We start from the raw sequence: 14,421 nt of genomic DNA, 5'->3' as shown, positions 1-14,421 counted from the left end.
CGTGGTTCGCGAACTGCCCGTTCAGCACGGTTTTCGGGAGGTCGGCGGACCTCTCGAAGCCCGTTGCCGAGCGGTTCATCTCGAAAACGCCCCCTCGGGTCAGCATCACTTCGCATCATGTCGCGGCCCTCAGATTGCGTATCCTGATCAAGTTGTACGCCGCGGCCGTCCAGCGCACAATGTCGCCGACCAGATCAAGCCCGCGGAAATGCACCTTGCGCAATCGGCCGATCGTCTTGCCCCACCCGAAGCTCTCCTCGATCAACTTGCGCCTGCGTTGACTCACCGTGTAGCCCGGATGGCGGACGGTTCGGCGGTCGATCGCGCTGCGGCGACGGGTCGTATTTTGAGCAACGTGCGGCGTCACGTTGAGCGCTCGCAACGCCTCGACAAAGTCTTTGGTATCGTACGCCTTGTCGGCGCCGAGCGTGATTCGGTTGCTTCCGCTGACCCCGCGAATCAATTCCAGCGCTGCTTCGCGTTCGGCGATCCCGGTCGCGCGAGTGGTCTTCACGCCGACTATCAAGCCGTTGCGATTCTCCATCAGAGCATGTCCGAGATAGCCGAGAATCGCCGGCGCGCCGCTGCTCTTGCGGTACAACCGCGCGTCCGGATCGGTACTCGAGACGTGCGTCTCGTTGCTGCGCGGCCGGCCACGAAAGTTCACGCCCTCGTTGCGACCGCCGCTCGAGGTCGGCGGTTCGTCGTCCGACTTGGGCCGAAAGCTCTTGTGGCTGGCCCACGCCTCGATTAGCGTCCCATCGACGGTGAAATGCTCGTTCGAGAGCAGTTCGTCGGCACGCGCCCGCTCGACCACGGCGGCGAAGAACCGCTCGGAGATTTCGCCATTCAAGAACCGATCGCGGTTCTTGCTGAACGTCGAGGGGTCCCAGATCTTGTCGTCCATGCTCAAGCCCACGAACCAACGAAAGAGCAAATTGTAACGCAACTGCTCCAGCAGCATCGGCTCGCTGCGGATCGAGTAGAACATTTGCAACAGCAAGGCTCGCAGCAGCTTCTCCGGCGCGATCGATGGCCGGCCCCGTCGGGAGTAGAGCTTGGAAAACTCCGGCGAGAGTTCGCGCAGAATTTCGTTGACCATCACGCGCATCGGGCGCAACGGATGATCGCCGGGCACGGTGTCTTCCGGCTGCAACGTCGTCCAAACGGATGCACGCTGCTCATCATGAGTCCGCATCGGCCGCAACCTCACCAAGGTATGAGGAGACTTGCTCTTATAATACGCGAAAAACGCCGTCACGCCAACATCAACTCGGCCGATTTTTCATCGGCCTGCTAACGCGCATGTCACGCTGGGCTCAGCGTGACGTGCGTTTGTCGCTGCCGAGCGGGAGGGGTGCGTTGGCTTTCACCGCTTCGAGCGAGATGCTCGACCGGATGCTCTTGATGCCGGGGAGTTTGTTGAGCACGTCGAGGACGAACGCCGAGTAGCCGGCGAGGTCGCGCGCGACGATCTCGAGGAAAAAGTCGGCATCGCCGGTGATGATGTGACAAGCGACGACCTGCGGCAGCGCGCGCAGCTGATCGCGCAGCAGCTCCGTCTCGGCCTTGCGGTTCCGCTCGATCTCGATGCTCAGAAACGCTGTGATCCCGAAGCCGAGCTTCGTGCGGTCGAGCAGCGCTCCGTAGCGTTCGATGAACCCGCCGTCCTCCAGGCGCTTCACGCGCCGCAAGCACGGCGAAGGAGACAGCCCCACGGCCTTCGCGAGGTCCACGTTCTGAAGCCGCCCATTGCGCTGGAGTGCCGAAAGGATGCGCTTATCGGTCTCGTCGAGGAGGTTCTCTGACATAGGATGCCGCCAGGGTATCATAGTTTGGCATAGAATTGCGCGCGCGACGGTGCCTCCCCGGCGGCCGCGGCGTACGATACTCGCATGCATCAGACGTTCCCGGCGCCAGCCTCGATCGACAACCGCGGCTTCCGTTTCGATCACCTCGAACTGTGGGTCGGGAACGCCAAGCAGGCGGCCTATTACTACTGCGGCGCGCTGGGCTTCGAGGCGCTCGCGTATCGCGGTCCGGAGACCGGCAACCCCGACACCGTCTCGTACGTGCTGGTGCAGAACGACGTGCGGCTGGTACTGACCTCGAGCCTGCGACCCCACGGTCCGATCGGCGCGCACGTCGCGCGCCACGGCGACGGCGTCCGCGCGGTCGCGATCGCCGTCGACGACGCCGTCGCCGTGTACGCCCATGCCGTTGCCAACGGCGCGGCGCCGGTGTACGCACCGCAGACCGTGCGCGACGAGCGCGGCGAGGCGGTGCTCGCAACGTTCGCGACGTACGGCGACACGGTGCACACGCTCGTGCAGCGCGGCGCATACGACGGCGTGTGGCTCCCGGGCTTCGTCCCGCTGGACGGCTCGACGTTCCCGTCGCGGCCGGTCGGGCTCACGCGGATCGACCACACCGTCGCCAACGTCGGCTGGGGCGAGATGGACGCGTGGTGCGACTTCTACACGCGCACGCTCGGCCTAGCGCCGCTCATCTCGTTCGACGACCGCGACATCTCGACCGAGTTCACCGCGCTCAAGTCGCGGGTGATGCAGTCGGCCGGCGGCGGCATCAAGTTCCCGATCAACGAACCCGCGCACGGCAAGAAGAAGTCGCAGATCGAAGAGTATCTCGAGTACTACGGCGGCGCGGGGATCCAGCACGTCGCGATCCAGACCGACGACATCGTAGCCACGGTCGAAGCGCTGCGCCGCAACGGCGTCGAACTGCTCGACGCGCCGGCGTCGTACTACGAGGAATTGCCGGCGCGCGTCGGGGCGATCGAGGAAGACGTCGAGGCGCTGCGGCGTTTGAGCATCCTCGTCGATCGCGACGACCGCGGTTACATGCTGCAGATCTTCACCAAGCCGCTCCAAGACCGCCCCACGCTCTTCCTCGAGATCATCCAGCGGCACGGCGCGCTGTCGTTCGGCAAAGGGAACTTCAAAGCGCTGTTCGTGTCGATCGAGCAGGAGCAGGCGAAGCGCGGGACGTTGTAGTCCGCATGGCGTCCTACGTTCGGCAAGGCCGTCTCCCGGCGAAGCGGCACATCCAGTTCCGCAACCCCGACGGCGGCCTCTACGCGGAAGAGCTGATCTCGACGAAGGGCTTCGAGAGCGTCTACTCGCTCGCGTATCATCTGCGGCCGCCGACGGCGACGCTTGACGTCCAGCCGTGGGAACGGCCGATGGTCCGCTTTCTGCCGAACGATCCGGTGCGCAACCGGCATTGGTTCACCGGCCGCCACACCGTCCGCGGCAACGCCGTCGACGCGCGCGTCCCGCTCGCCGGCAACGACGACCTCGTCATCTCGACTGCCGAGGTGACGGATGCGATGGAGTTCTTTTTCCGCAACTCGAGCGGCGACGAGATGCTCTTCGTGCAGCGCGGCGAGGGCGTGCTGCAATCACCGTTCGGCGAATTGCCGTATCGCGCGCACGACTATCTCTACGTCCCGATGGGAACCACGTACCGCTTGCAGCCGCGCAGCGACACCGCGCTGCTGATCGCGGAGAGTTCCGGGCAGATCACGATTCCGCGGAAGTTCCGCAACGAGTTCGGGCAGCTCGCGGAGTGGGCGCCCTACTACGAACGCGATTTTCGCGCGCCCGCACTGCGCGATCCGGTCGACGCGACGGGTGAGTTCGACGTCCGCGTCACCGCGAAGGGACGGCACGCGAAGTACACCGTTGCCAACCATCCGTTCGACGTCGTCGGCTGGGACGGCTACTGCTATCCGTGGGCGTTCAACGCCGACGAGTACGCGCCGATCACCGGGAAACTTCACCAGCCGCCGTCGTCGCACCAGATCTGGGACGCGCCCGGGGCCGCGTTTATCCTCTTCGCGCCGCGGATGTTCGATTATCATCCCGAAGCGATTCCCGCGCCGTACAACCATTCGTCGGTCGACTGCGACGAGATCATCTACTACGCCTCGGGCAACTTCATGTCGCGCCGCGGGATCGAGGAACGCTCGGTCACCCTGCACGCCGCCGGCGCGCCGCACGGACCGCAGCCGGGCGCGGTCGAAGCATCGCTCGGCAAGACCGCAACCGACGAACTCGCCGTCGCGATCGACCTTTTCCATCCGCTGCGCATCGCGGAAACCGCGGCGCCCGTCGAAGACCCGCAGTACTTCCGGAGCTGGATCGCGCAGCGCGTCTAGCCGCGCACGTAGGCTTCGCCGCCCTGGGCGTCGTTGACGACGATCGCGGGGAAACCGTCGAAGGTGAGTTCGTAGATCGCTTCGGTGCCGAGGTCGTCGAACGCGATCACGCGACTCGCGACGATGCTGCGCGCGAGGAGCGCGGCGGCGCCGCCGACGGCGCCGAAGTAGACCGCGCCGCAGCGCTGCATCGCGTCGCGCACCTCCTGCGAGCGGTAGCCTTTGCCGATCGTCGCGCGCAGGCCGCGCGCGAGGAGCGGGATCGTCATCCCGTCCATTCGTCCGCTCGTCGTCGGGCCGGCGGGGCCGATCGCGTGACCGGCCTTCGCCGGCGCCGGACCGACGTAGTAGATCGCGGCGCCCTCGAGCGGGATCGGCAGCGGTTCGCCACGTTCGAGCATCGCCAGCATCCGCATGTGCGCGGCGTCGCGCGCACCGTAGACGCGGCCGCTGATCAGCACCTTGGCCCCGGCGCGCAGTGCGCGCACGCGTTCCTCGTCGAGGGGTGTCGCGATCTCGAGCGCGACGACGCTCACAGCGCGATCGAGACGCGTCGCGGCGCCGAGCAGTTGAGGTTCACTGCGACCGGCAGCGCGGCGATGTGCGTCGGCGCCGCTTCGACGTGGACCGCGAGCGCCGTCGTCACGCCGCCCAGACCCTGCGGTCCGACGCCGAGCGCGTTGATCTGCGCGAGCAGGTCGCGTTCGAGTTCGGCGAGATGCGGTGCGTCGTTCGCGGCGCCGAGCGCGCGGACCAGCGCGTGCTTCGCGTGACCGCCGACAGTGTCGAACGAACCGCCGATCCCCACGCCGACGATCAGCGGCGGACACGCGTTGGGTCCGGCGCTCCGCACGACGTCGAGCACGAACGTCTTCACGCCGGCGATCCCGGCCGACGGCGGCAGCATCCCGCTGCGGCTCATCATCTCGGCACCGAAGCCTTTCATCAGCGCGTCGATGCGCACGCCGTCGCCTGGTGCCATCCTCAGGTGCACGATCGCGGGCGTGTTGTCGCGGGTGTTCACGCGCAGCAGCGGATCGGCGACGACCGACTTGCGCAGTTCGCCGTAGGCGCGGCGCACGCCGGCGTCGAGCGCCGCGTTGAGATCGCCGCCGACGAGGTGCACGTCCTGCCCGAGCTCGACGAACAGCACCGCCATCCCGGTGTCCTGACAGGTCGGGATTGCTTCGCTCTCGGCGTAACGCGCGTTCTCGAGCAGCGTTGCGATCACGTCTTTCGCGAGCGGTGCCGCTTCGCGATCGGCGGCGGTTTCCAGCGCGCGCAGGTAGTCCTCGGGAAGGCGGCTCGCCGCCGTTTCGAGCGCGCCCGCGACCGCGTCGGCGATCCGCGCGACGTCGAGCTCGCGCACGCCGGTCACTCCGCGCGCCTTGCGGGGAAGGCGCCCGAGCGCACTTCGCCGGCGTACGCGCGCAGGGCGTTCGTCGCGTCGTTGGCGAGGCCGGCGTAGGCCTTCGCGAACTTCGGCGGGTTCGGGTACAGCCCGAGCACGTCGTGCATCACCAGCACCTGCGCGTCGCAGTCCGGCCCGCTCCCGATCCCGATCGTCGGAATCCCGACCTCGCTCGTGATCGCGGCGGCGATCGCCGGATCGACCATCTCGAGGACGACCGCGTAGGCGCCCGCCGTCACCACGGCGTGTGCGTCGCGCACCAGCGCTTCGCGCGCGCGCCGCGTTTTGAAGCCTTCACCGAGCGCCGCGGTCTGCGGGAGCAGGCCGATGTGCGCGCAGACGGGGATCCCGGCGTTCACGATCGCACGGATGCGCGGCGCGATCGCGTCGCCGCCCTCGAGCTTCACCGACGACGCGCCGCCCTCTTTGATCAGCCGTACGGCGTTCGCGATCGCGCGCTCGTCCGATGCCTCGTACGTGCCGAACGGCAAGTCGACGATGACGTGTGCGCGCTGCGTTCCGCGCACGACGGCTCCGGCGTGACGAATCATGTCGTGCACGTCGACCGGCGTCGTCGAGCCGTAGCCGAGGACGACCATCCCGAGCGAATCGCCGACCAGGACGACGTCGATGCCCGCGGCTTCGGCGCACCCGGCGAACGGGGCGTCGTAGGCGGTGACGACCGGGAACGGCTTGCCTTTGCGCGCCGCGATCTCCGCGGCCCCGATCCGCGGTTTCACGCGCGCTCCCGCGCGCGGACCAGGTGCAGCAGCGTCTCGGTGAGCGGGACGGGGATCGCGCGCGCGTGGGCGCACCGGACGAGCGCGCCGGCGATCGCGTCGATCTCCGTCGGGCGGCCGGCGTCGAGGTCTTGGAGCATCGAGTTGCGGTTCGCCGCCGTCGCGCGCGCCGCCGCTTCGACCGCGGCCCACGGATCGTCGAGGACGATTCCCTCCGCAGCCGCGACCGCCGCCGCTTCCTCCGCGGCGCGCCGCGCGAGCGGCGCCAGGTCGGGATCGCTCGCCACCTCGCCGTTGGAACGCCGGGCAAGCGCCCCCAGCGGGTTCAGCGCGGCGTTGATCGCGAGCTTGCGCCACAGCACGGGCCGGATGTCGTCGACCGCGGTCGCGGGAAGGCCGCATGCAGTGCAGGCTCCGGCGAGCGCGTCGCTCGATGGCGCCGCCGCATCGTCGCGCGCAAAGACCGTCGTCCCGGCGCCCGCGGGCCGCACCCGTCCGGGCCCCATCCCGATCGCACCCTGCGTCGTCGAGCCGGCCGCGATGCGCGCGTGCGGGAGCGCGGCACGCGCGTCCGCCGCGAAGTCGATCCCGTTCTGCACCGACGCGACGAGCGCGTGCGGCGGCAGGATCCCCGCGAGCGGCGCGAGCGCGGCGGACGTCGCGTAGGCCTTGACCGCGACGATCAGCGCGTCGCGGCCGCCCAGCGCGGCGGGGTCGCTTGCGGCGAAGCAGCGGACGATCTCCACCCCGTCGTCGCGCACGAGCGCGATCCCGTCGCGTGCGAGCAGCGCCGCAAGCTCGGGTCGCCGCACCAGCACGACGACGTCGTGCGCGCGCGCCAGCGCTGCGGCGAACGTCAGGCCGATCGCGCCGCCGCCGACGATTCCGATCTTCACCTCACGGCTCCGTGAAGAGCCGCAGCTGCATCTCGTCGGCGGCGGTGAAGCCCATCGACGTGTAGAGCGGACGCGCCTCGTCCGACGGATGCAGCGTCAGCGAGATCAGGCCGCGTTCGCGCGCGTACGCGACCAGCCGGTCCATCAGGGTGCGCGCGAGCGCGCGACGGCGCGCGTGCGGCGCGACGAAAACCGATTGGACGCGTGCCGATTCCGCAGAGTCGAGCTCGGGACGCGGCATCGTCGGCAGGATCAGCACGCCCGCGCTGGCGACCGGAGCGCCGTCGTCGTCGGCGACGAACGCGACGTACGTCTCGTCTGCGAGCCGCTCGCGCAAGAACGTCTCCCAGCGCGGAATGACGCCGGCGAGTTCCTCGACTGTGTAGCCGCCGACTTCGGACCACACCGCCGCCCGGTGGCGGGCGAGCAGGCCCGCGTCGTCGACCGTCGCGCGCCGCAGCGCGAGGTTCACGCGCCGCGAAAGCTCGGGGCGCGCTTGCCGCGAAACGCCGCGAGACCTTCGCCGAAGTCCGCAGTGGCGCCGGCGACGCTCTGCATCTCGGTTTCGTAGGCGAGCGCGGCGCGCAGATCGCCGGCGCCGTTACGCAGCAGCTCGCGTTTAATCAGCCCGATCGCACGCGGTCCGCGCGCGAGCTCGCCGGCGAAGCGCTGCGCCTCGGCGACGCACTCCGCGGCCGGGACGACCCGCGTGCACAGACCGAGCGCGTCGGCGCGCGCGGCGCCGAGTTTCTCCGCGAGCATGCAGAGCTCGAGCGCCTTCGCGAAGCCGACGATCCGCGGCAGGGTGAACGAGAGCGCGCTGTCGGGGACGAGCCCGATCTTCACGAACGCCGTCGTGAACGATGCCGTGTCGGCGACGATGCGAAAATCGCAGGCGCACGCAATCCCCATCCCGGCGCCCGCGGCGACGCCGTTCACCGCCGCGACGACCGGGGTCTCCATCGTGAGCAGGGCCGCGACGAACGGGCCGTAGTAGCGTTCCACCGTCCGTCCGAGATCGGCCGCTTCACCCGGCGGGAAGACGCGCGGATCGTCGAGCGCCTGACCGGCGCAGAAGCCTTTCCCTTCACCGGTCAGCACGATCGCGCGGACCGCCGCGTCGCGCTCGAGCGCGCGCAGCGTCGCGCTCAGCGATTCGAGCAGGTCGATCGTCATCGCGTTGTACGCCTGCGGCCGCGCGAGCGTCACCGTCGCGACGCTGCCGTCGATCGCGACCGTGTGCTGGACGGGCTCGCTCATCGTCCTCGCCATTGCGGTGTGCGCTTGTCGAGAAACGCCGCCACTCCCTCGCGGGCGTCGTCGGTCTGCAGCAGCGCGAGAAACGCACGCCGCTCGTCGATCAGCGAAGCGTGCAGCGACTGCTCGTACGCCTGGCCGAGGGCGCGCTTCGCGACGCGCAGGGCGTGCGGCGCCTGCTTCGCGAGCGCGCTCGCCAACTTCAGCGCCGTCGGAAGGACGCGCTCGGCAGGGACGCAGCGGTTCGCCAGGCCGTGCGCTTCGGCTTCGCGGCCGGAGAATTCGCGTCCGAGCAGCACCATCTCGCTCGCCAGCGTTTTGCCGACCGCGCGGGTGAGCCGCTGCGTCCCGCCTGCCCCCGGCATCACACCGAGGTTGATCTCCGGCTGTCCCAAGCGCGCGTTCTCGGCGACGACGAGCAGATCGCACGACATCGCGAGCTCGAGACCGCCCCCGAGCGCAAGCCCGCGCACCGCGCCGATCAGCGGCAGGCCGACGCCCCAGATGCGATCCCATTCCTCCAGCCGCGGTCCGGCGGCGGCGAACTCGGCGATGTCGGCGCCCGCCGCGAACGCGCGGTCGTCGCCGGTGATCACCGCCGCGCGCGTCTCCCCGTCGAGGTCGCACGCTTCGAGCGCGTCGGCGAGCTGCGCGACCAGCGCGTTCGAGAGGGCGTTGAAGACCTTCGGCCGATTCAACTGCAGCAGCACGACGTGCGGCGCGGGCCGGTCGATGCGGATCAGCGGTTCGTCGCTCAAAGCGTTCTCCGATCGTAGACGCGCTTGGCCTTCCCGGCTTCGATCCGTTCGATCGTTCCGGGCTCGAGCAGCTGGACCTCGAGCGAGACGAGCAGCGCTTCGGCGAGCCGGTGCGTGACCTGCGCGGCGAATCGCTCGCGGTCGTCGAACGCGGCGCCGGGCGCGTATTCGACCTCAACCAGCATCGTGTCGAGCCCGTTCGGCGGACGCTCGACGACGATGCGATAGTTCGGCGTCAGTTCCGCGAACGCGAGCAGCGCGTGTTCGACCGCCGACGGAAAAACGTTGACGCCGCGGATGACGAGCATGTCGTCGACGCGGCCGGTGAACCAGTCGATGCGTGCCGTCGTGCGGCCGCACGAGCAGCGCTCGCGCGTGCGCGCGGTGAGGTCGCGCGTGCGGTAGCGCAGCACCGGCATCGCCTCGCGGGTGAGCGTCGTGAGCACCAGTTCGCCGCGCGTTCCGTCGGGAACCGGAAGCCCGGTATCGGGATCGACGATCTCGGCCAGGAAGTGATCTTCCTGCACGTGCATCCCGCGCTTCTCGAGACACTCCTGCGCGACGCCGGGGCCGATGATCTCGGTGAGCCCGTAGATGTTGGTGGCGACGACGCCGAACGTGTCTTCGATCGATGCGCGCAGCTCGGGCGTCCACGCCTCGGCGCCGCAGATCGCGTAGCGGAGCGAGCGCGGACGGCGGCGCTCGTTGCGGAAGCGCTCCGCGAGGACGAGCGCGTAACTCGGCGTCGCGCCGATCCCGATCACCGGCAGGTCTTCGAGCAGCTGCATCTGTCGCGCGGTGTTCCCCGAGGACGCCGGGATCGCGCACGCGCCGAGCTTCTCGCAGCCGCCGTGCGCGCCGAGACCGCCGGTGAAGAGCCCGTAGCCCCACGCCACTTGGACCATGTCGCCGGGCGCGATCCCGCCCGCGGCGAGACTGCGCGCCATCACCTCGCCGAACACCGCGAGATCGTGGCGCGTGTACGCGCCGACCGTCGGCGTCCCGGTCGTCCCGCTCGACGCATGGATCCGCGCGAGTTCGCGTTCGGGGACCGCGAGCAGTCCGAGCGGATACGCGTCGCGCATATCGGCCTTGGTGCTGAACGGCAGGCGCGCCAGGTCGTCGAGCGAGCGCGGTGCCGCGACGCCGCGCAGCCGCTCGCGATAGATCGCGTTCGCGTCGCGCAAGCGCTCGACCAGCGATTGCAGCCGCTCGAACTGCAGCGCTTCGAGCGCGTGCCGTTCGAGCGTCTCGAACTCGGGCTGGAAGATCGCCGCCGTGCGTTGCGCCATGCCGGAGGTTACGCGCAGAGCTCGGCGATTACCGGCTTGTAGGCGTGCGCGGTCGCGACGAATGCGTCGAGCGCGGCGGAGCGGCCGCTGAGACGCGAGATGAGGCCGAAGCGCTGGCGCAGGGGCGGCAGCTCGCTGGCGACCTCGTGCACCGCGCCCGACTCCAGCTCGCGTTTGATCGCCCAGCGCGGCAGGATCGCGACCCCGGCCGCGTCGACGACGAGCCGTTTGAGCAGTGCGACGTCGTTCGAGACGACGGCGATCGTCCGGCGGGCATCGTCGAGGACGCGTCGCGCTTCGGGGATCCCGTCCCAGAGCAGGAAACGCTCCGGCCGCGGGCCCGGCGCCGCGACCGCGACGATCGCGGTCTGGCCGAGCTCGTCGGCGGCGACGTCGTCGGCCTCCACCGGAAACTGCAGGAAGCCCGCGTCAGCGTCGCCGGCGCGGACCGCGGCGAGCGTCGCGTCGCGGCCGATCGCGGAGACGGCGTGCAGCTCGACGTTCGGATACGCGTGCACGAAGCGTTCGTACAGCCCGACGTAGAGGTACGACGATGCATACGTCGCGCCGGCGATGCGCAGGCGCCCGGCGAGCGCTCGCGGCCCCGCGATCAGCGCACGGGCGGAGTCGGCCAGCGCGAGGATCTCTTGCGCGCGCGGGAGCAGCGTGCGGCCCGCATCGGTGAGCTCGACGGTGTGCCGTTCGCGGACGAACAGCGCGATGCCGAGCGCCGTTTCGAGCGCGCGGATCTGCTGGCTCACCGCCGACTGGGTGAGGAACAGTTCCTCGGCGGCGTGGGTGAAGCTGCGGTGTTTCGCGACGGTGAGAAACGCGCGCAGCGTGCGAAGCTCCACCCCGTGCGCTACGCCGTGCGGCGCGCCGTCGCCTCGAAGATCGCGGCCAGGCGGCCGTCGCGATCGAGATCGTGCGCGGCCGAGGTTTCGTTGGCATCGCGGATGTACGCGGCGCACGCGTCGTCGGCCGCGATCTGCGCCCCGAGCCGTTCGAGCGCCGCGATCACGCCTACGGCGCAGCCGTCGCTCAGTTCTCCGATCGACGCGTAGGCGTCGGCGACGACGGCGCGGTCGTCCGAGGGCGGACCGCTCAGCGCCCACGTGACCGGGAATGACCACTTGCGGCGACGGATGTCGGCGCCGCTGGGCTTTCCGGTCACCTGCGTCGCGCCGAACGCGCCGAGGATGTCGTCGCGCACTTGGAAGGCGAGGCCGTACGCGCGGCCGACGCACCCGTAGGCGGCGGCGCGGTCGCCCGTCGCTCCCGCCGCGAGCGCGCCGAGTTCGCACGCCGCGCCGAAGAGCGCCGCGGTTTTTCCTTCGATCATCCGCACGTACTCGGCGAACGAGACGGTTGCCGAGGTCTCGAAGCCGATGTCGTACGCCTGACCCTGGCACATCCGGTAGTGCGCGTGATAGAGCGCCGCCGCCATCGCGGCGACGGTCGCCGGCGGCAGCTCCGCCGAGCCTTCCATCAGCGTGAGGTAGCTCAACGCGCACAGCGCGTTCCCGGCTTCGAGCGCGGCCGGGACGCCGTAGCGCGACCACAGCGTCGGCCGGCCGTGCCGCAGTTCGTCGCGGTCCTCGATGTCGTCGTGAACGAGCGAGAAGTTATGCAGCAGTTCGAGTGCCGCCGCGGCGGCGAACGCGCGCTCCGCCGGGGTGCCTTCGGTTTGCGCGACGGCGATCAGGATGCGCGGGCGCAGGCGCTTGCCGCGTTTCGCATCGGGGACGTCGAGCGCGAAGTGTTCGCGGATCAGCGCGCGGTTCGGCGACCCGTCGTCGAGCCGGTCGATCGCGCGCTCGAGATACGTCTCAAAATCCGCCAACTGCGACGAGCTCAGCGTGACGGGCCATCCCTACTTTGCGAGGACGCCGCGTACGGCACGGAAGACGTTTCCGATCTTCATCGCGTCGGCGGCGGCGGAGGCTTCGTATCCCGAGTGGACCATGCAGTCTTCGCACTTCGGGTTGCCGCTGCCGTAGCCGTACTTGTCCCATTCGGTCTCGTCGAGGAGCTGCTGGTAGGTCTCCGCGTAGCCTTCACCGAGCAGATAGCACGGCTTCTGCCAGCCGAAGAGCGAGTACGACGGCATTCCCCACGGCGTGCACTCGTAGTCCTTTTCGCCGACGAGAAAGTCGATGAAGAAAGGGCTCGCGTTGAACTCCCATTTCTTCTGGCCGGCGCGGTAGGGCGCCATGATCTCGCGGAAGAGCGACTTCGTCTGATCGCGCTCGAGGAAATGCGCCTGGTCGGGCGCCTTCTCGTACGGATACCCCGGCGAGATCATCATCCCGTCGACCTTGAGCTCGTCGGTCGCGAAGTCGAAGAACTCCTGAATGCGCTTGGGATCGGCGTCCTTGAAGATCGTCGTGTTGGTGGTGACGCGGAAACCGCGCGCCTTCGCCGCCTTGATCGCCTTGACGGCGATCGCGAAGATCCCTTTGCGGTCGACTGCGCGATCGTGTTCCTCTTCGAGCCCGTCGAGGTGGACGCTGAACGAGAAGTACGGCGACGGAGTGAATTTGTCCAGGCTCTGCTCGAGCCGGATCCCGTTCGTGCAAAGGTAGACGAACTTCTTGCGTGCGACCAGACCCGAGACGATCTCGTCGATCTGCGGATGGAGCAGGGGTTCGCCCCCGGGGATCGCGACGACCGGGGCGCCGCAGTCCTCGACCGCGTCGAAGCACTGCTGCGGCGTGAGGTGACGGCGCAGCACGTCGACGGGGTGCTGGATCTTCCCGCAGCCGCCGCAGGCGAGATTGCAGCGGAACAGCGGTTCGAGCATCAGCACCAGCGGGTACCGTTTGCGGCCTTTCAGACGCTGCCGCACCACATACGACCCGACCGCCGCCACCTGCTTGAGAGAAACCGCCATCAATCCTCCGAACGAAGTTTGCCGCGCTGGGCGCAGCCGTGATCCCGGAACCATGTGACCGCACGTTCGAGTGCGGGGGTTACAGGCCGATGCGCCACGCCGAGCTCTTCGACGGCTTTCGTCGCGTCGTAGTGCATCATCTGCTTGGCCATGCGCACGCTCTCGAGGGAGACGTCCGGCGGCAGACCGAGCGGCGCCAGCAGGTACTCGCGCGCGAAGGCGTACGCGAGCGGGACGGCGCGCGGCAGCCGCGTCCGCGGGGCGGGGATTCCGGTGATCGCGGCGAGCCGCGCCAGCATCTCGCGCAGCGTCACGTTCTCGCTGCCGAGGATATAGCGTTCGCCGGCGACGCCGCGTTCGTACGCGGCGAGGTGGCCGGCGGCGACCTCGCCGACGTCGACCAGATTGAGCCCGGTGTCGACGTACGCCGGCATCCGGCCGGTGAGAAAACGAAGGATGATCTCGCCGGTCGGGGTCGGCTTCGCGTCCCACGGACCGACCGGCGTCGTCGGGTTGACGATCACGACGTCCTGGCCCGCGGCGACGGCGCGCCGCGCCTCCCCTTCGGCGAGATATTTGGAGCGCTTGTACGCGCCGATCAGCGCTGCCGGCGGGCTCTGGTAGGTTTCGTCGGCGGGCGCGCCGGCGCGGACGCCGATCGCAGCGACCGAACTCGTGTAGACGACGCGGCCGGCGCCAGCGCTGCGCGCGGCGGCGAGGACGCTGCGCGTCCCCTCGACGTTGGCGTGCATCAGCGCGTCGCGGTCGCGCCGCCACAGACTGTAGTGCGCGGCGACGTGGAAGACCGCGTCGCAGCCGCGCATCGCGTCGGCGAGATGCGGCGCGAACAGATCGCCGCGGACGCGCTCGATCGCGAGCCCGTCGAGCGAGGGCGCCTCGGCGCGCACGAGCGCGCGCACGTCCCAGCCCGCGTCGAGTAGCGCGCGCACGAGGTTGGCCCCGACAAACCCGGAGCTCCCCGTCACAAACGCCC

The 14,421-nt window shown here is 69.4% G+C and carries 16 protein-coding genes; 2 read left to right on the top strand and 14 right to left on the bottom strand.

From position 1 onward, the window contains the following. Positions 1-115 precede the first annotated feature (115 nt). Both WPS_RS12760 and WPS_RS12755 read right to left on the bottom strand, forming a co-directional pair. Entirely contained in the window at positions 116-1,198 is a 1,083-nt protein-coding gene (locus WPS_RS12760) for an IS5 family transposase (RefSeq protein WP_317994189.1), read from the bottom strand. A gap of 121 nt (positions 1,199-1,319) precedes the next feature. Then, a complete protein-coding gene (locus tag WPS_RS12755) occupies positions 1,320-1,811 on the bottom strand; it encodes an Lrp/AsnC family transcriptional regulator (RefSeq protein WP_317997544.1) in 492 nt (163 codons plus the stop codon). Between the two features lie 84 nt (positions 1,812-1,895). Between WPS_RS12755 and hppD the strand changes: the two genes are divergently transcribed. Next, positions 1,896-3,014 (top strand): 4-hydroxyphenylpyruvate dioxygenase, encoded by a 1,119-nt coding sequence (gene hppD / locus WPS_RS12750; protein ID WP_317994862.1) that lies wholly within the window; start codon positions 1,896-1,898, stop codon positions 3,012-3,014. Positions 3,015-3,019: 5 nt separating this feature from the next. Beyond that, positions 3,020-4,180: a homogentisate 1,2-dioxygenase gene (locus WPS_RS12745; protein WP_317994861.1), complete on the top strand. Its 1,161-nt coding sequence runs from the start codon at positions 3,020-3,022 to the stop codon at positions 4,178-4,180. Here WPS_RS12745 and WPS_RS12740 read toward each other — a convergent pair. The 12 genes from WPS_RS12740 to hpnA are packed head-to-tail and all read right to left on the bottom strand — an operon-like array spanning position 4,177 to position 14,413. Continuing rightward, complete coding sequence (locus WPS_RS12740; RefSeq protein ID WP_317994860.1) at positions 4,177-4,716, bottom strand: FumA C-terminus/TtdB family hydratase beta subunit; 540 nt, start codon at positions 4,714-4,716, stop codon at positions 4,177-4,179. The genes WPS_RS12745 and WPS_RS12740 overlap by 4 nt on opposite strands. Continuing rightward, the gene (locus tag WPS_RS12735) at positions 4,713-5,549 is read right to left on the bottom strand and encodes a fumarate hydratase (RefSeq protein WP_317994859.1); all 837 of its coding nucleotides are present in this window, start codon (positions 5,547-5,549) and stop codon (positions 4,713-4,715) included. The genes WPS_RS12740 and WPS_RS12735 overlap by 4 nt, the downstream gene beginning before the upstream one ends. Before the next feature lie 5 nt (positions 5,550-5,554). Continuing rightward, a complete protein-coding gene (gene panB / locus WPS_RS12730; protein ID WP_317994858.1) occupies positions 5,555-6,331 on the bottom strand; it encodes a 3-methyl-2-oxobutanoate hydroxymethyltransferase in 777 nt (258 codons plus the stop codon). Next, positions 6,328-7,227: a ketopantoate reductase family protein gene (locus tag WPS_RS12725; RefSeq protein WP_317994857.1), complete on the bottom strand. Its 900-nt coding sequence runs from the start codon at positions 7,225-7,227 to the stop codon at positions 6,328-6,330. The genes panB and WPS_RS12725 overlap by 4 nt, the downstream gene beginning before the upstream one ends. 1 nt (position 7,228) lies before the next feature. Then, entirely contained in the window at positions 7,229-7,699 is a 471-nt protein-coding gene (locus WPS_RS12720; protein WP_317994856.1) for a GNAT family N-acetyltransferase, read from the bottom strand. Next, on the bottom strand, positions 7,696-8,487 hold the full coding sequence (locus tag WPS_RS12715) for an enoyl-CoA hydratase-related protein (RefSeq protein WP_317994855.1): 792 nt from the start codon (positions 8,485-8,487) through the stop codon (positions 7,696-7,698). Before WPS_RS12715 ends, WPS_RS12720 begins: the two co-directional genes overlap by 4 nt. After that, on the bottom strand, positions 8,484-9,242 hold the full coding sequence (locus WPS_RS12710) for an enoyl-CoA hydratase-related protein (protein ID WP_317994854.1): 759 nt from the start codon (positions 9,240-9,242) through the stop codon (positions 8,484-8,486). The genes WPS_RS12715 and WPS_RS12710 overlap by 4 nt, the downstream gene beginning before the upstream one ends. After that, positions 9,239-10,534, bottom strand: coding sequence for a phenylacetate--CoA ligase family protein (locus WPS_RS12705; protein WP_317994853.1), 1,296 nt, complete (start codon positions 10,532-10,534; stop codon positions 9,239-9,241). The genes WPS_RS12710 and WPS_RS12705 overlap by 4 nt, the downstream gene beginning before the upstream one ends. A gap of 8 nt (positions 10,535-10,542) precedes the next feature. Further along, positions 10,543-11,388 (bottom strand): LysR family transcriptional regulator, encoded by an 846-nt coding sequence (locus WPS_RS12700; protein WP_317994852.1) that lies wholly within the window; start codon positions 11,386-11,388, stop codon positions 10,543-10,545. Between the two features lie 8 nt (positions 11,389-11,396). Continuing rightward, positions 11,397-12,377 (bottom strand): polyprenyl synthetase family protein, encoded by a 981-nt coding sequence (locus tag WPS_RS12695; RefSeq protein WP_317994851.1) that lies wholly within the window; start codon positions 12,375-12,377, stop codon positions 11,397-11,399. A gap of 30 nt (positions 12,378-12,407) precedes the next feature. Further along, on the bottom strand, positions 12,408-13,427 hold the full coding sequence (hpnH, locus tag WPS_RS12690) for an adenosyl-hopene transferase HpnH (protein WP_317994850.1): 1,020 nt from the start codon (positions 13,425-13,427) through the stop codon (positions 12,408-12,410). Continuing rightward, positions 13,427-14,413, bottom strand: coding sequence for a hopanoid-associated sugar epimerase (gene hpnA / locus WPS_RS12685; protein WP_317994849.1), 987 nt, complete (start codon positions 14,411-14,413; stop codon positions 13,427-13,429). Before hpnA ends, hpnH begins: the two co-directional genes overlap by 1 nt. Positions 14,414-14,421 lie beyond the last annotated feature (8 nt).

It is taken from the genome of Vulcanimicrobium alpinum (assembly GCF_027923555.1).
In the GTDB taxonomy this organism is placed as follows: domain Bacteria; phylum Vulcanimicrobiota; class Vulcanimicrobiia; order Vulcanimicrobiales; family Vulcanimicrobiaceae; genus Vulcanimicrobium; species Vulcanimicrobium alpinum.
Note: the sequence above shows the minus strand (reverse complement) of the source record. Positions and strands in the feature narration are given on the sequence as shown.